The organism is Parabacteroides sp. AF17-28 (assembly GCF_003479205.1).
GTDB classification, from domain to species: domain Bacteria; phylum Bacteroidota; class Bacteroidia; order Bacteroidales; family Tannerellaceae; genus Parabacteroides; species Parabacteroides acidifaciens.
Genome location: NZ_QUGV01000023.1, coordinates 35285 through 54293, shown reverse-complemented (window position 1 = coordinate 54293; position 19009 = coordinate 35285). Strand labels below are relative to the sequence as shown.

The 19009-nt window shown below is 47.1% G+C and carries 13 protein-coding genes; 7 read left to right on the top strand and 6 right to left on the bottom strand.

The genetic code is table 11. The annotated features are described in order from the left end of the window. Positions 1-12: 12 nt before the first annotated feature. The 6 genes from DWW90_RS15505 to DWW90_RS15480 form a co-directional block, all read right to left on the bottom strand. Positions 13-1518 (bottom strand): M20/M25/M40 family metallo-hydrolase, encoded by a 1506-nt coding sequence (locus DWW90_RS15505; protein WP_122345607.1) that lies wholly within the window; start codon positions 1516-1518, stop codon positions 13-15. A 374-nt stretch (positions 1519-1892) separates the two neighbouring features. Then, positions 1893-3665, bottom strand: a complete 1773-nt coding sequence (locus DWW90_RS15500) for a DEAD/DEAH box helicase (RefSeq protein ID WP_122345606.1) — start codon at positions 3663-3665, stop codon at positions 1893-1895. A gap of 125 nt (positions 3666-3790) precedes the next feature. Next, positions 3791-4855, bottom strand: a complete 1065-nt coding sequence (locus tag DWW90_RS15495) for a tyrosine-protein phosphatase (RefSeq protein ID WP_115499334.1) — start codon at positions 4853-4855, stop codon at positions 3791-3793. A 68-nt stretch (positions 4856-4923) separates the two neighbouring features. Beyond that, entirely contained in the window at positions 4924-5853 is a 930-nt protein-coding gene (locus DWW90_RS15490; RefSeq protein ID WP_122345605.1) for a carbohydrate kinase, read from the bottom strand. Positions 5854-5857: 4 nt separating this feature from the next. Next, positions 5858-6475: an SIS domain-containing protein gene (locus DWW90_RS15485; protein WP_122345604.1), complete on the bottom strand. Its 618-nt coding sequence runs from the start codon at positions 6473-6475 to the stop codon at positions 5858-5860. A gap of 162 nt (positions 6476-6637) precedes the next feature. Continuing rightward, positions 6638-6820 (bottom strand): hypothetical protein, encoded by a 183-nt coding sequence (locus DWW90_RS15480; protein ID WP_122345603.1) that lies wholly within the window; start codon positions 6818-6820, stop codon positions 6638-6640. A gap of 38 nt (positions 6821-6858) precedes the next feature. On the opposite strand from DWW90_RS15480, the gene DWW90_RS15475 reads away from it, so the two are divergent. The 7 genes from DWW90_RS15475 to DWW90_RS15445 all read left to right on the top strand — a co-directional run bounded on the left by DWW90_RS15475 (position 6859) and on the right by DWW90_RS15445 (position 19008). Next, a complete protein-coding gene (locus DWW90_RS15475; protein ID WP_122345602.1) occupies positions 6859-7839 on the top strand; it encodes a FecR family protein in 981 nt (326 codons plus the stop codon). Between the two features lie 156 nt (positions 7840-7995). Beyond that, complete coding sequence (locus DWW90_RS15470) at positions 7996-11475, top strand: TonB-dependent receptor (RefSeq protein WP_115499311.1); 3480 nt, start codon at positions 7996-7998, stop codon at positions 11473-11475. A gap of 34 nt (positions 11476-11509) precedes the next feature. Further along, positions 11510-12982 carry a RagB/SusD family nutrient uptake outer membrane protein gene (locus DWW90_RS15465; protein ID WP_115499312.1) on the top strand — a complete coding sequence of 491 codons (1473 nt, stop codon included), beginning with the start codon at positions 11510-11512 and terminating at the stop codon, positions 12980-12982. Between the two features lie 88 nt (positions 12983-13070). Then, entirely contained in the window at positions 13071-14258 is a 1188-nt protein-coding gene (locus DWW90_RS15460) for a family 16 glycosylhydrolase (protein WP_122345601.1), read from the top strand. A 1-nt stretch (position 14259) separates the two neighbouring features. After that, positions 14260-15831, top strand: a complete 1572-nt coding sequence (locus tag DWW90_RS15455; protein WP_122345600.1) for a DUF4832 domain-containing protein — start codon at positions 14260-14262, stop codon at positions 15829-15831. A gap of 51 nt (positions 15832-15882) precedes the next feature. Further along, positions 15883-16794: a glutaminase gene (locus tag DWW90_RS15450; protein ID WP_115499315.1), complete on the top strand. Its 912-nt coding sequence runs from the start codon at positions 15883-15885 to the stop codon at positions 16792-16794. A 60-nt stretch (positions 16795-16854) separates the two neighbouring features. Next, positions 16855-19008 (top strand): alpha-N-acetylglucosaminidase, encoded by a 2154-nt coding sequence (locus DWW90_RS15445; protein WP_122345599.1) that lies wholly within the window; start codon positions 16855-16857, stop codon positions 19006-19008. Position 19009 lies beyond the last annotated feature (1 nt).

Sequence of the window (19009 nt, the reverse complement as noted above, 5' to 3'; positions counted from 1 at the left end):
CGATATATGTACTTAGCGGGCGGTCGCCTCGATCTCTGGTGCGTCGCCCATCTCTATCATTGTTTCCGAAAGCAGTTTGACGGCATCTTTTACGATGTCGAAATGAATGAGTTCTATCACGTCGCCGGGGTGGTGATAGGGGGTCCGTTCCGTAGCCCCGAAAGAGAACAGGCTGATGGTGGGTACTCCTTTTACAAAGAAGTTGGCATCGTCGGTTCGCGGACGGGTGATGATTTCGTCGCGTCCGGGGACTGCCTTGAACGGACGTCTCACGTAGGTGTCGTTAGCCTTTTCGAGATAGTTGAACAAAGTGCTGTGTTTCGGTGCGATCCTGGCTCCCAGTCCGTAACCCGTACCTAAGCAGTCGATGTTGATGAGCGCCTTGATGTTCTCGTTCGGCACGACCGGGTGCGAGGCGAGGTATTCGCTGCCGATCAGTCCGGTTTCTTCACCGCCGAAGAGCACAAACATAAGGGTGCGTTTGGGCTTGTAGCCGGATTGGGCCAGTGCCTTGGCGGCTCCCATTACGATCACCGTACCGGATGCATTGTCGAGCGCACCCGGCATCAGGACGGGCATCATACCGATGTGGTCGATGTGTCCGCCGGCTACGATCACCTGCGGGGCGAGCGTGGGATCGCTGCCTCTCAGTATGCCGATTACGTTACAGCCTTTTCCGTCGGGGTGGTATTCCGTGACAGCCTTGATATCGGCTTTCTTATTGATCGGGAACGAATTCGGCTTGAGTGTTTTGTCGATATTCGCTTTTACTGTCAGGTGATCTTTCCCCGTACCGGCAAAGATGTCGGCGGCAACACTGTCGCTGATGCAAGCATAGATAAAGTCTTTGTTCCATCCGGGATTGGGGTTACCGGTCACGGTTACATACAACATGCCTGCGGCGCCGTGTTCGACGGCGTTCGTCATTTTCCGGTTATGATATTGGTAGGGAGTCCAGCTTTTCTGCAATTTCGGGTCTTTTCCCTGATAAGGGACGTCGCGTTCGCAGACTACGATCTTGCCTTTTACGTCAATGCCTTTATAATCGTCGTAATTCAATTCGGGAGCGGTGATTCCATAACCGATATAAACGAGGTCGAGCTTTTTCAGCTCACCGGAGTCGGATGTACCTCCAACCATGTAGTGGTCGGGGTAAGGATAGTCTTTGGCTATCCAGTCTTTGTTTACCGGTATATACAGGTTGAAATATCCCCCTTCTTTTACTTCTGTATAGGGATGGGGAAAGTTCTGGAAATAGGTTCCGTTGTCTCCTCCCGGTTCCAATCCCCATTCTTTGAACAGATTTGCAGTGTAGTTTACTGCCCGAAAGAAACCGGGATCACCGGTCAGCCTTCCCCGGCATTCGGGAGAGACTAAGTAGGACATCCAGTCGCGGAGGTCTGTTTCTGTGGTAGTATACAGAGCCTTTATTTCAGGATTGATTGTTTCCGCATTCTGAGCCTTTACAGGCATATTCAGAAGAAGTAGAGCTGTAATAGAAAGTATAACTTTATTCATAACTGAAACGTTTTTGATAACTATAAATCTAATTGCCTAATAAAATGCAACCTAAAACCTTCTCAATACCTACACGATGCAAATATATGAATAGGTATTTATATAGAGTAAGGAAAGATGAGTTTGTGTGGTGTAAAATGAATAGTTGTTACTATTTGTTTTAGATTTTATTTAATTCGTATTAAAATGTAATAAAATATGGGCTGATTCGTGTCTGATTGTAAGATGTTTTCGGCTAAACAAGCAAAGACTTTTGATGTAAATATTATCGTATTTGCATCAAAAGTCTTTGTTATGCGAGATATGTTCTTTCTTTTTGCTTGGTAAAATAAGTGTTTTGCTTCCTATTTGCAATGAAAGAACAGTTGCTATTTTTAGAAACGTTTTTTCTTGCGGGCATCGCGTGCTGCCGGTGTCCGTTTCCAGGGGCGATCTCCGTCGCGTTCGTCCTTGCGGAAGGTGCGGTCTGAGCGTTCGTAGCGGCGTCCGCCTTCTTTGCCTCCGTCACGTCTGCCTTTGTAACCGCCTTCGCTACGGCCATAGCTGCGTTTACCGCCACGACCTTCGCCTTCTCCCTTTTTGCCCTGTGCGGGTTCGACGGAGATACGGCGTCCGTCGATTTCGAATCCGTTCATGCTGTCCATGACGCGCTGTGCTTCGTGTTCGTCCACTTCGAAGAACGAGAAGTTTTCGCGCAGGTCGATCTTGCCGATGCGCACTTTTCCGGTGACGCATTTGTTGACCAGTTCGATCAGCTGGTTCGGATAGAGGCCGTCTGCCTTACCGAAGTTGAGGAAGAAGCGCGAATAGCCTTCTTCGGCGGCAAAGGAACGGCGTTCGCCACGTTCGCCTCTGTCGCTGCGGGCGGCGCGTTCGTCTACCTGCTGGATTTCGTCGGCATCCTTGTAATAGTCGATCATGCGGTTGAACTCGAGAGAGACGACACGCTTGATGATGTCTTCCTTGTCCAGCCATTCCAGCTTACGGAAGATCTGGGGCATCAGGGATGCGATTTCTTCTTCGTTCACCTTCACCTTTTCGATCTGGTCTACGAGGTTGAACAGCTGCTTTTCGCAGATCGCGTGCCCGGTAGGCATTTCGCCTTTTTCAAATTTCTTGTTGATGATACGTTCTATCTCGCGGATCTTGCCTTTCTCTTTGACGTGGCAGATGGAGATGGAGATACCTGTCTTTCCGGCACGACCGGTACGACCGCGGCGGTGCGTATAGGATTCCACTTCATCGGGCAGACCGTAGTTGATGACGTGTGTCAAGTCGTCTACGTCCAGGCCGCGGGCTGCTACGTCGGTGGCGACCAGCAACTGGATATTCTTGACGCGGAACTTCTGCATCACATAGTCGCGCTGCGCCTGGCTTAATTCGCCATGCAGCGAGTCGGCGTTGTAGCCGTCCTGTATCAGTTTGTCGGCAATCTCCTGCGTTTCCTTGCGGGTGCGGCAGAAGACGATACCGTAGATGTTCGGGTAAAAGTCGGCGATACGTTTCAAGGCGAGATACTTATCGCGTGCCTGTACCATATAATAGATATCGCGGATATTCTTGTTCCCTTCGTTCTTGTTCCCGATCACGATTTCCTTCGGGTTCTTCATGTATTTCTTCGTGATGTTGGCGATCTCCTTCGGCATGGTGGCTGAGAAGAGCAACATATTACGGTTTTCCGGAACCTCGGCGAGGATCGCGTTGATGCTGTCGGTAAAGCCCATGTTGAGCATCTCGTCGGCTTCGTCCATGATGACGTTCTTCACCAGGCGAAGGTCGACCGTCTTGCGGTTCATCAGGTCCAGGAGGCGTCCCGGAGTGGCGACTACTACGTGCACGCCGCGTTTCAACGTCTTGATCTGGCTCTCGATACTCGAACCGCCATAGACGGGAAGGACTTTCAGGTTGTCGATATACTTGGAATAGTCGTTCAAGTCGTCGGCAATCTGCAGACAGAGTTCACGGGTGGGACAAAGTACAAGTGCTTGGGGCTGATATGTCGCTACATCGATTTTTTGCAGGATAGGAAGGCCGAATGCGGCTGTTTTACCTGTACCTGTCTGCGCTAATGCAATTACGTCGTTGTCGTCTCCCAGTAAGAATGGAATCACTTCCTCCTGTACCGGCATGGGCGATTCATAGCCCATTTCTTGAATTGCCTTCAGTATTGGTGCGGCAACTCCTAATTCTTCAAATGTTTTCAAAATGTGATATATGTATATATAATAAATTCAGAGTGGGCACAAAGGTACGCAAATAATTCGGATACTTTTCAGTATAGGATAATATCTTTTAGTGTATTACGCTCTTTTTCCGAAAGATGCAGCCCTTGCGACAGATATTTATCGGTCGAGCCATACTCTTTTTTAATCTTATTGAAAGCCAGGTCGAGCCATGTCTCGTTTGCGTTGAGCAGGACTGTAATCGTTTCCTGGGCATCCGTATTGAGATCGCGTGCCATGCAGGCAAGCTGTCCGATGTTTATATTGCTGTTGGAAACCATATAATCCTTCATAATCGTTTCTTCCGGCACGTCGAGGGCGGACAGGAGCATAGCGGTCAGGAAACCGACACGGTCTTTCCCCAATGAACAGTTTACCAGGATCGGATAGTTGTCCTTATCGAGAAAAACTTTCAGGGCTTTGCCGAACTGTTCGCTGTCTTCCGTCACGTAGCGCAGGTAAGTGTCCTGCATGAAGACAAGTCCGTCTCCCTTGCGCATCCGTCCTTCTTCCAGGCGGTGGCGGACAAGCTCTTTGTCCCTTACGGGAATAGGAATGGAGATGATGTTTGCTCCGGCATATTTCTCGGGGGCGAGAGCTATCTCGTCTTCTCCCCGGAGGTCGATGACAGTCCTGATCCCCAGGTTTTGCAGCCGGGTCGTGTCGTTGCGGCTCAGCGATTTGAGCTCGCCGGAACGGAATACCTTGCCCCACTGTGTCTTCCGTTTGCCGTGTTCATCGAAGTAGCCGCCGATATCGCGCAGGTTCTGCACGCTGTCCATCTGGACGGAACGGGCGCCGACGGTCCGGTAATATTTGTCGTTGAACGACAGGAGGAAGTATTTGCGGGTGATGTTGTCGTTGGTGATATATGTCAGCCTTCCGTCGTTGATGTTGGCATAGCCGCACGGATTGGACATATCGAAAGAGTCGGGAGTGTCGGAAACATACAGTTTCATCGCCCCGTCGGTGTGAGGATCGGTTTCCCATTTAATAATGTAGTTACCGATGTCGTCACGCAGACAGAGCGCGTGTATCTCAGGTGCCCTGCCGGAGCTGCATCCTGCCAATAAGGTCACACTGGTAAACAGGAAAAGAAATCGTTCTAATATCATATTACTACTACTCATACCTTACAAAGATAATGAAAAACAAGTTTCTTTCTACCCCGGGTTAATGATATTTAAGACTGCCGGAGGTAGGAGGTAGCAAATTCTTTAGAAATGTAATTGTCATAACTTTGGCAGACTTCCGTCGCCAGGTCTATCCCGCATCGGATGATATTGGCCCACGTCTCTTTCGGGAGGTTGGCGAGGTCGCGGTAGCGGACATTATATTTTAACAGACCATAGATGATGCCGGCATTGAAGTTGTCTCCGGCTCCAATCGTGCTGACAGGGCGGATGGAGGGCGAATCGTAGTGTTGGCGGCAGCCACCGCAGTAGAGGTTGACGCCGTCGGCCCCGTGCGTAGTGATGAAGCGGTCGCAGTAGAAGCGGATATGGTTGGTGTAGACCTTTTCTGTGTCTGCCTGCCCGAAGATGTTGAGAAAGTCCTCGTCGGACCCGCGCACGATATCGGCATACTCGAAGTTCTCGAGCAGCGTCGGTCTGAGGCGTATCGCTTCGTCGGCATGCGCTTTGCGGAAATTCGGATCGTAGTAGAGGATCGCTTTGCGCTCGCGTGCATAGTCGAGAAATTCCACCATCCGTTTGCGCAGGACGGGGTTCAGCGAATAGTAGGAGCCGTAGACGAAGATGTCGTCTTCGTTAATCTCCGGCAGAGGCACGTCGAGGCGTTGCTTCGGGTAGTCTTTGTAGAAAGTGTAGCTGGCATTGTTGTCGTCATCCAGGAAAGCGAGCGAGACAGGGCTTTTCCCGTCGGGGAAACGGTCTACGAACTCGGTGGAGAGGTTGTTCTCCACCATGAAATCGCGGATAAAGTCGCCGACGCGGTCGTTTCCCAATTCGCTGATGAAGGAGACGGGAACTTCGAGGCGTCCTAAAGATATCAGGCCGTTGAAAGTCGAGCCGCCGGGCACAGCCGCATGGGGCCGGTTGTTCTTGAAGATGATATCCAGGATGGTTTCTCCGATGCCGATTACCTTTCTCATGTTGTTATTTGTTTACGGTTTTGCACTGTTCGCGGCTTTTGGAACCTAAGTAGCCTCCGTGATGCCGTTTGGCATAGTCGGCGTAGCTGAAGTTAATCCGTTTCATGGTTCCCACTACCAGCAGGTCGCCGATCACGGTCATGACGGTTGTCGAGGTGGTGGGAGTCAGTCCCAGCGGACAAACTTCTTTCGGGGCGCCGGTCGGCAAACAGATGGTCGCTTCGGCTGCTAACGGGCTGTCGGGGTTGCCGGTGATAACGATGAACTGCATTTCGGGGGCAAGACCGCGTGTCAGTTCCACCAGCTCGAGCAGCTCGCGCGTCTTACCGGAGTTGGAGATAAGCAACATGACATCGTTCTTACGGACGATGCCGAGGTCGCCATGCTGCGCTTCGCTGGGATGCAGGAAGTAGGCGGGCGTACCGGTTGAACAAAAAGTGGTGGCGATATTCATGGCGATTTGCCCTGCTTTACCCATTCCACTGGTGATCAGGTTGCCACCGAGTTCGTGCACGTGTTTCACGATGAGCGTCACAGCCTCTTCATAGCCGTCTGTTATCGGAATGTTGCGTACTGCTTCAGCTTCTTGCTGCAGGATGGACGAGATTGCTTCGTTTATCATAGCTTTTAAAATCGTTACTATTATATATGTAATATGAAAGTACAAAAGTATCTATTTTAATCATATGTACACAGTCCCCCTCTTATTTTTTATACTAAGTTTCAACCGCTCGAAAGTTTGAAACTAAAGTTTCAGAAGTTTCGTGCTATTGAAACTTTAGTTTCATGCCTGTGGAACTTTAGTTTCATCGGCTGAAATTTTAGTTTCCTCGGCTGAAACTTTAGTTTCGACCGTTGAGACTTTTGTTTCAGCCGTTGAGGCTAAAATTTTTAAAAAAAGTGGTTTTTCTTGTGAGTACTTTTCTTTTCCCGTTCGTTGTATAAATGTAAGAACCAAGTTAACCATGTGTCGACTTTGTATCTGCGTCTAATAAATAAGTGAAAATGGAAAACGAACATTCAGAATTAATCATCGGATATCTGCAAGGACGGCTGCACGGTCGGGACTTAGACAATTTCTATGTCTGGGTGAACGAAAGTGCAGACAACAAAAAGCTGTTTTTCGAAACGAAAGCGCTTTATGAAGCCTGTACGCCATCCCGTGAAAAATCTGAAATACAAGATAGCTGGCTTCGACTTCTTGAAAAGAGAACGTCACGCCAGCATAAAAAACAATCCTTCTGGCTGCGCATAAGTACTTATGCGGCTGTTGCAATGATTGCAACAGCGATTACTTCGTCTTTATTTTTGTGGTCTTCTTCGCAGGAGAAGACTATGGCGACCCGATATATAGGCGGTGACGGTTTGAATGCGGATGTCGTGGAATTACCGGACGGGTCGCGTGTTTCTTTGGGGTCGCATACCACTTTTTCTTATGATGCTCAGTACGGGAAGTCCCGTCGTGTTGTCTATCTGGAGGGCGAAGCCTATTTTGAAGTCGCTAAACAGAAGGATAAACCGTTTGTCGTCAGGACAAAAGAACAAGATATTGAAGCGCTCGGAACGAAATTTAATGTGACAGCTTATCCTGCTGATTCGCTTTTGACAACGACACTGCTTGAAGGTTCCGTGCGATTGACAACTTCGGCCCTTGCCCAGCAGGCGGTATTGAAACCGAACGAACAATTTATTTATAATCGGAAAACACAAGCCTTCTCCCTACAACCTGTCGATGCCAGCCAGTATGTTTCGTGGACAACAGGGTATTATTATTTTCCGGAACAGAGCTTGCAAGCAATCCTTTACAGGCTAAGCCATGTTTATGGCGTCCAGTTCACGGTCAAGTCTGAAGAACTGAACCATCGTACGTTTACAGGTACTTTCTATCGTGGACAGAGCATCAAGGATATAATGGAAATCATCCACCTGTCCATCCCGATCCGCTATAAGATAGACGATCATCATGTCACAATATCTGAAATCTAAATAAAAACAATTGCTAATCTTAGAAAAAATGAACACCAGTTAGTCTTAAACAAAAAAGAAGAGAAAATCTTGCCGGATCTTCTCTTCTAAAAGTGTGAATCAATTAAACTCCCATTGCCGTGGGAATATGTTTAATCTTAACAAACATTCAAAAATATGAATAATCAACGTATAGTTGTTTCTCTTAATCTGAAAAGAACTATAAAAATCATGAAATTAACCGTGTTAATGCTGGCACTTTGTCTGTCGAGCGTGGTTGCTTCCACCTATGCACAAACTGCCACCCTAAATGTTTCAGCTAAGAATGAGACATTGGAAAAAGTGTTGAAACAGATTGAAAAGCAGTCCGAGTTCCTGTTTTTCTATAATCTGGAAGAGATCAATAAGAATGAAAAGATTTCTATTAATGAAAAGAACGCTAACATTCAGACTGTATTGGATGCTATTGCCGCCAAAACGGGTTTGAAATACACAATTAAGGACCGTCACATTGTCCTGACTTCCGAAACGGCTCCGGCTTCTGCCGCTTCTGCACAGCAGGATCGCAAAGTGACCGGTACTGTAAGCGATGCGTTCGGTCCTGTTGCCGGTGCAAACGTTGTCCAGAAAGGTACGACTAACGGTACGACTACCGATATAGACGGTAACTTCTCCATTGAAGTTTCAGCCAACGCTACTTTGCAGATTTCTTTTATCGGATATATTCCGCAGGAAGTAGCTGTAAAGAATCAAAGCGTGATCAACGTTCTGTTGAAGGAAGATACGCAGGCATTGGAAGAGGTTGTTGTTGTCGGTTATGGTACGATGAAGAAGAAAGACTTGACCGGTGCTGTTGCTTCCGTTAAGATGGATGATACGCCAGTTGGTACTGTTTCTACTGTCAGCCATGCATTGGCTGGTAAGGCAGCCGGCTTGCAGGTAAGCACGATCAGTGCACAGCCGGGCGGTCAGTCTACTTTCCGTGTTCGTGGTGCTGCTTCTTCTGATAAGGCAGGTAACGATCCGTTGATCATTATCGACGGTTTCCCGGTAAGCGCACCGGATGGTTTGAGTAGCGGTAACCAGTATAAAGATGGAAACAAAGATAACATCCTGGGTTCTATCAACCCGAACGATATCGAATCAATCGAAGTCTTGAAGGATGCAAGTTCTACGGCTATCTACGGTGCGCGTGCCGGTAATGGTGTGATCATTGTAACGACAAAGCGCGGTAAGAGCGGTGCTGCCAAAGTACAGTACTCAGGTTCTGTTTCCGTACAGGACATCGCTAAGTCTTATGAAATGCTGGATGCTTCCGAATTTATGAAGGCTACCAATGACTATAACCGTGAATTGTGGTTGCGTACGAATAAGGTGGGCATTTATGGTGGAAAGTCTGAATCGGAGATTGGAACTTCTTTTGTTCCGACTTATACAGACGCGCAGATTGCTAATCCGGCAAACAATACAAACTGGTTTGATGAAATTTCCCGTTTAGGTTTCCAGACTTCTCACAACTTGTCTGTTACCGGTGGTAACGACAATACGAAATATTTGGTTTCCGGCAATTATTTCAAACAAGACGGTGTAATCAAAAATAATGCGATGGAACGCTATTCTGCTCGTGTTAATTTGGACCAGAAATTGAGTAAATATGTGAAGATGGGTGTAAACTTGAATGTTTCACGTAATGAGTATGATAACATTCCTTTAGGAGACGGACAGAATGAAAACTCGGGTATCCTGGTTTCTGCTGCCCAGTTCAATCCGGCTCTGCCAATCCGTGATGAGAATGGTGATTTTTCCATGAACTCGGATGCCTCTTTCCTTCCGAACCCAGTATCTCTGCTGGATATTACAGACAAGACAACGAAAGAACGTCTGTTAGGAAACGTCTTCTTTGAAGTTCGTCCGATCCAGGATTTGCTGCTGAAAGCAAATTTCGGTATCGACCGTAACTATCAGAAACGTAAACAGTATATGCCGACTACCACTTTATATGGAGCTCGTGAAAATGGTTCTGCTTATGTGGCTCAGGCTGATAACTCCGACTACTTGATGGAATTGACGGCAAGCTATACAAAGCAGATCGGCGATCATAACTTTGGCGTATTGGCAGGCCATTCCTATCAATTGTTTACATATGAAATGCTGTCAGGTAAAAGTAATGACTTTATTACAGATGGTTTCTTATATAACAACTTAGGAGCAGGTAATGCAAAACGTCCGACTGTCGGTTCAAGCGCAACGAAATCTCGTATGGCTTCTTTCTTCGGTCGTGTGAATTATTCATTTAAGGATCGTTATCTGTTAACAGCCACTATCCGTACGGACGGTTCTTCAAACTTTGCAGAGGGAAACCGTTGGGGTGTTTTCCCGTCAGTTGCCGCCGGCTGGAGATTCCTGGAAGAAGATTTTATGGCTCCGTTGAAAAGTGTTTTGTCTAACGGTAAGTTGCGTTTGAGCTATGGTGAAACCGGTAACTCTAATGTGGGTGATGTTGCATATAGTTATTACAAATTGGGAGAACGCAACAATATCTTCGGTGGCTCCATGATTAATGGTGTTTATCTGGATCAGCTGGGTAACAATGCTTTGACTTGGGAAACATCACGTGAATGGAATGTCGGTTTAGATTTGGGCTTCCTGGACGGACGCATCAATGTAACAGCTGAGTATTATCATAAAAATATTTCTGACTTGCTGAATGAGCGTAAACTTCTTTCTTATAATGAAGTAAACAAGATTATTGCTAACGTAGGTAAGACACAGAGCCAGGGTTTTGAGTTGACAATCAACACGACTAACATTCGCAACAAAGATTTTGAATGGACTTCTGACTTGACATTCTCTTTGTATCGTGATAAGTGGAAAGAACGTGATCCGAACTGGAAGCCGAGTGCTTATGATGAATATAATGGCTGGATGCGTTATTATTCCGGTTATTTGTCTGATGGTCTGGTTCAGCCGGGTGAAACAATCGATCATATGCCAGGTGCACTGCCTGGACAGGTAAAGATCAAAGATATCGATGGGTATGTATATGAAGCTGATGGTTCTATCAAGGTTGACAAACATGGTATTCCGATGAAGACCGGCAAACCTGACGGCAAACTGGACGATGCGGATAAAGTAATTTATGGCTCTGCAGACCCGGGTTATCTGTTCGGTTTTAACAATACTTTCCGTTATAAACACTTTGATTTTAATATCTATTTCTACGGACAGTTTGATAAATTATCTGCCGGTAGCTACAAAAAAACTTGGGTTAGCAATAACGTAAATGACTTGCGCCGTGGTTATAACCAGCCGACTTCTGTCAGTGATGTTTGGTCATCGGTAAATACAAGCGGAACGCTGCCCGGTTATTTCCAGACAGAGAGCGCTTATGGAACAGGTGACTATTATTACGAAAAGACTTGGTTCATCCGTTGCCGTAATATTACGTTAGGATATAACATTCCGATAAAGACCAGCAAACATATTTTGTCAAACGTACGTGTGTACTTCGATGTAAACAACCCGTTTATTATCACTCCGTATACAGGTCTTGACCCTGAAACAGATATCTCAAGTGCCAACAGCACTCCGTCACAGTTGCAGTGGGCTTATCCGAATGTTCGTACATATAGTTTCGGTTTGGATATCACATTCTAATAGTATAAACAGATAAAAATATAAAGATAAAGTCATGAAAAAATTATTATATACAGTAATGTGCTGTTGCGCATTAGCCTCATGTACTAATTTGGATTCGGAGAGATACGATGCTATCAATCCGGACTTTTTCCCAACAAATGAGAAAGATGCGGAAGCACTTGTTGTTGGAGGCGTCTATGCTCCTTTCCGTAGTGCGGAATATAGCGGTGTGTTCAGTACGGCTCACAGTTTCCAGGTTATTGGAGATATGTCAACCGATATTGCTGTCTGCTGTTGGGTAAATGATAGCTGGATTCCGCTGACAACTCACAATTGGACTCCCAACCATTCTTATACGACTATCAACTATACGGATTATGCGAAATATTTGGGAACAATGACGCTGACATTGGATCGTATTTCGAATGTGGAAATGGACGATGCAAAAAAGGCCTTGTTAGTTGCTGAAACTCATATGGGACGTGGTTGGTTAGCTTTCATGTTGTATGATTTCTATGGTCCGATTCCAATTCCTACATTGGAAGATTTACAGAACCCATTGGATGAGATCATAGAACCGAGAGCAACTCAGGAAGAAATGACAAACTTCATCGAAACAGAATTGACAGAATCATTGAAAGGCCTGCCGACTCGTACAACAGAGTTCGGGCGTTTCGATAAAGGTTTGGCATATACGGTCTTGATGAAGTATTATATGCATGAGAAGAACTGGGCGAAAGCTGAAGAGTGTGGCCGTGAGCTGATGAAGGCTGAATATGGTTACGGTTTGATGGATAATTATGCTGATATCTTTACGCTTGAAAATGAAGGAAACAAAGAAATAATCTTTGCTTGCACGGAAGCGAGAGGTACAAATCTGCAGTTGTGGCATGACCATGCTCTGCCTGGTAACTATCCGACTCAGAATACCTCTATTCAGAAATGGGATGGTTATAAGGTGCCTTGGCCTTTCTATCATACATTTGAAAAAGGTGATGATCGTCTGACTGTATTGGTTGGCGAATATGTAGGAACTGACGGTGTTCTTTTTAATGAAGAATCAGATATTGCTAAACATGGTACTCTTTATTCTGGTGCAGTTCCAGTAAAGTATGGCGAAGATCCCGAATCTACAGGTGACGGCAGTCAGATCGACTTAGTTGTCTATCGTTATGCAGACGTTTTGACTTTGCTTTCCGAAGCCATTGTTCGTAAAGGGAATGCTGTCACTTCCGAAGCGTTGGATCTGTTGAATCAGGTTCGTGTTCGTGCTAAACTGAATCCGTATGCAATGGGCGATGTGAAAGGCGTAGATGATTTCCTGCAGAAGGTGTTGGATGAAAGAGGACATGAACTTTGGTTTGAAGGTGTTCGCCGTTCCGACCTGATCCGTCACGGACAGTTTATCCAGAACGCAAGAGATCGCGGCTGCACGACAACGAAAGACGAGTTCGTTCTCTTCCCGTTGCCTCAGGCCGTTATCAACGAAGGTAAAGGAAAGATCATTCAGAATCCGGGTTATTAATCCGATTCTCTTTGGTGTCTATATTTAATTTTAGGGAAAGGGCCGCTTCATTTGCGGCCTTTTTTCTCTCTGCTAACAAGTAAATATCATGAGTAACAAATATCTATTCAGAACATTTCTGGCCTGCTTTTTCTTGCAGGGCTGCTTATTACACATACAGGCACAGGATTATCCGGCCAACCCGTTGGAAAAAGAGGGATACCGGCTGATCTTCCATGATGAATTCGACGGTAAGGAGATCGACCGGACAAAATGGATTCCCGAATATTTGCCTTCTTGGCCGAAAGACCGGTCTGTGTGTACTCCGACATACGAAATGAAGGATGGCATAATCCGGTTGACAATCGATAAGAACTCAAAAAATGAGTTTGATAAAGGTATGTATATCTCCGGTTTTATGAGTGCCAGCCGTACCGGTATGCACCACTATGATCCGAAGCGGAAAGCACTTCATCAAATTAAAACAGAAGCTACGCAAATCAATCAGTATGGATATTATGAGATGCGAGCCAAGATGCAGGCGGGAGGCGGTGTCCATTGCGCTTGGTGGTTGATCGGATTCGAAGATGATCCGAACCAGAGTTGCGAAATCGATATCTTCGAGATATTAGGAACTGATGTGGATCGTATCTGGTCAACGGTGCATAGTTGGAAAGATTCGACGATAAAGTATCATACGGAACATCCCTGGTTTGCTAATAAGAAACTGGCGGAAGAATTTCATATCTATGGCTTTGACTGGACACCTGAAGGTGTAACCGTCTATGTGGACGGCATTCAGGTGATGACGCATAAAGCGGCGATAACCTATCCACTGATCCAGATTATCTCTTTCTATGATAACCGGAAAGCAAAGAACGGTTGGACCGGAACTTATGATCCATCTGTTCCGTATCCGAAAAGTTTCGACATCGATTATATCCGTATGTACAAGAAGATCCCTGAAGGTTACCGGGCTGTACCGGAAAATGAGTTGCAAATCACATCCATTGAGCCGGCACGCTTGCAGGTGTCCGAAGGAAAAGCTACCTTGCGCGACATTGACGGACATGTGACACGTGAATTGTTGTACACGCCTTCTTTTGTGAATGTTCATTATAACGACGGTACGGTTACACAGCAGTTTGTCGAATGGGAACCGTTGAGCGATACAGCCTTTCGCCGGGTGCAGGAAGCTGGAACAGTCATCGTAAATGGCAAGATTACCGGCCTGCCGGATGTTTTGCTGAAAGGACGGGAGGCTACATTAATAATAACAACGACTAAAAACGATTGATATGAAAAACATAACAACCCTGATGCTGGCAGCTATATGGACGCTTGGGAGCTTTGCCTCTTGCGGTTCCGATGTCCGGCATCGTACTTTCCGGGGCATTTATGCAGATGATCCGGCGGGTATGGAAGGGCTATATAATCCCGAAAGAGGGTTCCGGCTCGAAGTGGCATTGGATGTGACGGAAAAGAACTATGTCTGGGCTCCGGAAAAATATCCGGATATCACCTCTTATCTGGAAGAACAGTCTGATATTTATGCATCCGACAGCGTCTCTTTGGTGCAAACCTATTTCTATCTGACAGGTGCTGTCGGGAAAGATTTGACAGAGGCGGATTTCCGGACGATGGACGTTTTCTTTGATAAATTACGTGAACTTGGAAAAAAAGCAGTACTCCGTTTTGCCTACGAAACCCAATTTATGGGAAGGGCGGCAACAGGGCCGACGTTGGAAGATATCGTCCGTCATACCGAGCAGCTCCAACCTTTCCTCGAAAAGAACAAAGATGTGATCCAGGTCGTACAAGCCGGCATGATCGGTGCTTGGGGAGAATGGCACAGTTCTTTTCATGGCCTGGAGAAATCGGACGATACGAAACGGACCATATTGCAGCATATTTGCCGGATGACACCCGAAGGACGTGCCGTGCAGATTCGTGTGCCTGAATATAAAAACCTGCTGGACCCGGCTTTGGCTGATTATAAGCGTGTTTCTTTCCACGACGATTTTATTGTGATCAAGAAGCACCAGTGGGATGGCGGAATGTCCGAGGGAACACCGGCTTACGAGCAGATTGTACGGCAGTCTCCTTTTCTGCCGGTCGACGGGGAACTGCCCTGGGGAACCTGGAGCATGAACGAGGGCCCCGATAATCCCGAAGCCGGATGGGTGATCGACGGATTACAGACAGCGCGCCGCCTGTTCCTGCAACATTTCACTTCGCTTAGCGCGATCCATAATTATAAAGAGAAGGACACGAAGGATAAATATTCTATGATGTACTGGAAGGAGACTCCGGTTTCCAGGACATTCCTGGAAGAAAACAAGATGCCGGTATCGGATGGATATTTCACAAAGAAAGATGGTTCCGCTGTAGAACGGAATGTGTTCGATTATATTCGTGACCATCTTGGGTATCGTATCGAATTGCAGGAAATGACAGCACCTGCCGCTTTGGCTTCCGGCCAGGCGAATCCGGTAGAGATCTCACTGGTTAACCGGGGATTCTCGACTTTGTTTAACGAGCATCCGGTCTATTTGGTTCTGGTCGATATGTCCGGCAAGGTCTGCCATACGGCCTTGACAGATGCGAATGTGAACGATTGGCAGCCGTATGAACCGGATAATAGCGCATGCACTCCGTTGATACATACGATTTCGACCGATCTGCAAATCCCGGCCGGCCTGGAAAAAGGGACGTATCGCCTCGGCCTCTGGATTCCGGACGGTTCCGGCCGTTTGCTGTATGATAACCGTTTTGCGATCCGTTGTGCGAATGGCGATACGCAATGGTGGGTATCGCCTGACGGAAAATATGGCGTCAACATATTGTTGGATAATATCTCGATCCAATAAATAGTATTTCCTGAAAATCGGCGGATAACTTTAATAACATCAGACTAAGACATGGATTACCAACAAATTCTTGAGAATATCTATCTGAAGATACAGCCTTATGCACAGGTTGGCAAGCAGGCAGATTACATCCCGGCATTGGCAAACGTCGATCCGGATCAATTCGGTATGTGTATTAACACAGTACAGGGAGAGGTCTTTATGCAAGGAAATGCGACGACCCGCTTCTCTATCCAGAGTATATCGAAAGTGTTTTTATTGGCCATGTGCCTTAGTTTCGAAGGGGAAGAACTGTGGCGGAGGGTAGGAAAAGAACCTTCCGGCACAGCCTTCAATTCGTTAGTCCAATTGGAAGTGGAGAAGGGGATTCCCCGTAACCCGTTTATTAATGCCGGCGCTATCGTATTGGCCGATGTCTTACTGAAGCATTTGAAGCATCCGAAAGAAGATTTCCTTCGTTTTGTCCGGAACCTGTGTGGGAATGACTCTATTTCCTACAATGAGGAAGTGGCCCGGTCTGAACGGGAGAAAAGTTATTTGAATGCAGCGATTGCCAATCTGCTGAAATACCATCACAATATAGAGGGGGAGATAGAAGAAGTACTTCATTTCTATTTTTTGCAGTGCTCCATAGAGATGAGTTGTCATGATTTGTCCAATGCGTTTTTAGCTTTCGCACATTATTCTCCTTTCGAGTATGGGGAAATAAAGCTGACTTCTTCACAAGTCAAACGTATGAATGCCATTATGCAAACATGCGGCTTTTATGACGAAGCGGGTGAGTTTTCCTATCTGGTCGGATTGCCGGGTAAGAGCGGTGTGGGCGGAGGCATTGCCGCTATTTATCCGCAGCGTTATTCGGTTGCAGTATGGAGTCCCCGGTTGAATCAGAAAGGGAACTCGGTGATGGGAATCAAGGCGCTGGAATTGTTGACTACGGAGACGGAGGATTCGATTTTCTGATAAACAAAAGTGGAATAATGGCTTAGTAGTAATAATAATTGATTGTCTAAACATATTCGAATGAGAATTATTCATATCCTCGGCATGTTGCTGATTGCGCTTGCCGTGAAAGCCGCTTCTCCTATCGAAGGGCTGTTGGAACGCATTGATAAAGGTGCGTCGCGTAAATTTGTGATTGAACAGGTGAAATCGCCTGTTGATTTTTTTGAACTTGACCAGAAAGGCGACAAGGTGGTGATCCGAGGGAATAACTATGTGAGTATCGCTTCCGGGTTGAACTGGTATCTGAAATATTATGCCGGAGTCCATCTTTCCTGGAACGGTATGCAGGCAAAACTGCCTGAAGTACTGCCTGCTGTGAAACAGAAGGAACGTCGTGAAACGGATATGAAGTACCGGTATGATTTTAACTATTGTACCTTTTCCTATACGATGGCGTTCTGGGATTGGGAACGGTGGGAGAAAGAGATCGACTGGATGGCCTTGCACGGTATCAACCTGCCGTTGGCAATGGTCGGGACAGACGGTGTCTGGCAGAATGTGCTGAGCAAACTGGGCTATACGAAAGAGGAGATCAACGAGTTCGTGGCCGGTCCGGGTTTTCAGGCCTGGTGGTTGATGAACAACCTCGAAGGTTGGGGCGGACCGAATCCCGACAGCTGGTATAAGCAGCAGATAGCCCTTCAGAAACGTATCATCGGACGGATGCGCGAATATGGCATCGAGCCTGTCTTGCCGGGCTATTCCGGCATGGTTCCCCACAATGCAAAGGAAAAATTAGGGCTGAATGTCTCGGACCCGGGATTGTGGAACGGATATCGCCGTCCCGCATTCCTGCAACCGACAGATCCGCGTTTCCAGGAGATCGCTTCCTTATATTATAAGGAGATGAACAAACTGTACGGCAAAGCGAACTATTATAGCATGGACCCGTTCCATGAAGGCGGAAGTGTAGCCGGTGTGGATCTGGACGCCGCCGGAAAAGCGATTATGCAGGCGATGAAGAAGAATAATCCGAAAGCTGTCTGGGTGGCCCAGGCATGGCAGGCGAACCCTCGCCCGAAAATGATCGGGAATCTGGAAGCCGGCGATCTGATCGCGTTGGATTTGTTTGCCGAAAGCCGTCCCCAGTGGGGCGATCCCGAATCGACCTGGTACCGGAAAGACGGTTTCGGGCAGCACGATTGGATTTACTGTATGTTGCTGAACTACGGCGGAAACGTCGGATTGCACGGGAAGATGAAACATGTGATCGACGAGTTCTACAAAGCAAAGGAAAGTCCGTTCGGCAAGACTTTGAAAGGTGTCGGCATGACGATGGAAGGAAGCGAGAACAACCCGGTGATGTTCGAACTGCTGACCGAGCTGCCCTGGCGGCCGCAGCATTTCGACAAGGACCAGTGGTTGAAGGAGTACACGGCAGCCCGTTATGGGAAAAGTAATCCGACCGTGCAGGAGGCCTGGATCTTGTTGAGCAATTCCATTTATAACTGTCCGGATGCAAATACGCAGCAGGGAACGCATGAATCCGTATTTTGTGCCCGTCCAACCGAACACCCGTATGAGGTTTCAAGCTGGTCGGAAATGAAGGATTATTATGATCCGAGCGATGTGATCCGCGCTGCTGCCCTGATGGTGTCTGTTGCCGATCAGTTCAAAGGAAATAATAATTTCGAATATGATCTGGTCGATATTGTCCGCCAGGCGATTGCCGAGCGGGGACGCCTGACGGAAAAGGTGGCGGAAGCGGCCTATGCCGCCGGCGACAAAGTGCTGTATAAAGAAGCTGCCGACCGCTTCCTGCGGCTGATCCTTCTACAGGATGAACTGTTGGGAACACGTTCCGAGTTTAAGGTTGGAACTTGGATCGGCCGTGCCCGCAGTCTTGGAAATACTGCCGGAGAAAAGGACCTGTATGAATGGAATGCCCGTGTACAGATAACTACCTGGGGGAATCGCAATGCAGCCGACGACGGAGGCCTGCGCGACTATGCCCACCGGGAATGGAACGGTATCTTGAAAGACTTTTATTATATGCGCTGGAAAACCTGGTTCGACTATCAAATGCAGCGGTTGGAAGGCAAGAATCCTGCCGAAATCGATTTTTATGCAATCGAAGAACCCTGGACAAAAGCGACAAATGCCTATCCGAGCGAACCGGAAGGCGATTGTATTCCGACGGTAAAACGTATATTTGCAGAAATATTTGACTAAT

Coding starts and splice junctions, on each gene's coding strand:
- DWW90_RS15500 (WP_122345606.1), bottom strand. CDS start 3,665: ATGGGCTATGAATCGCCCATGCCGGTACAGGAGGAAGTGATTCCATTC.
- DWW90_RS15450 (WP_115499315.1), top strand. CDS start 15,883: ATGGATTACCAACAAATTCTTGAGAATATCTATCTGAAGATACAGCCT.
- DWW90_RS15480 (WP_122345603.1), bottom strand. CDS start 6,820: ATGGTTAACTTGGTTCTTACATTTATACAACGAACGGGAAAAGAAAAG.
- DWW90_RS15495 (WP_115499334.1), bottom strand. CDS start 4,855: ATGATATTAGAACGATTTCTTTTCCTGTTTACCAGTGTGACCTTATTG.
- DWW90_RS15490 (WP_122345605.1), bottom strand. CDS start 5,853: ATGAGAAAGGTAATCGGCATCGGAGAAACCATCCTGGATATCATCTTC.
- DWW90_RS15445 (WP_122345599.1), top strand. CDS start 16,855: ATGAGAATTATTCATATCCTCGGCATGTTGCTGATTGCGCTTGCCGTG.
- DWW90_RS15475 (WP_122345602.1), top strand. CDS start 6,859: ATGGAAAACGAACATTCAGAATTAATCATCGGATATCTGCAAGGACGG.
- DWW90_RS15470 (WP_115499311.1), top strand. CDS start 7,996: ATGAATAATCAACGTATAGTTGTTTCTCTTAATCTGAAAAGAACTATA.
- DWW90_RS15485 (WP_122345604.1), bottom strand. CDS start 6,475: ATGATAAACGAAGCAATCTCGTCCATCCTGCAGCAAGAAGCTGAAGCA.
- DWW90_RS15460 (WP_122345601.1), top strand. CDS start 13,071: ATGAGTAACAAATATCTATTCAGAACATTTCTGGCCTGCTTTTTCTTG.
- DWW90_RS15505 (WP_122345607.1), bottom strand. CDS start 1,518: ATGAATAAAGTTATACTTTCTATTACAGCTCTACTTCTTCTGAATATG.
- DWW90_RS15455 (WP_122345600.1), top strand. CDS start 14,260: ATGAAAAACATAACAACCCTGATGCTGGCAGCTATATGGACGCTTGGG.
- DWW90_RS15465 (WP_115499312.1), top strand. CDS start 11,510: ATGAAAAAATTATTATATACAGTAATGTGCTGTTGCGCATTAGCCTCA.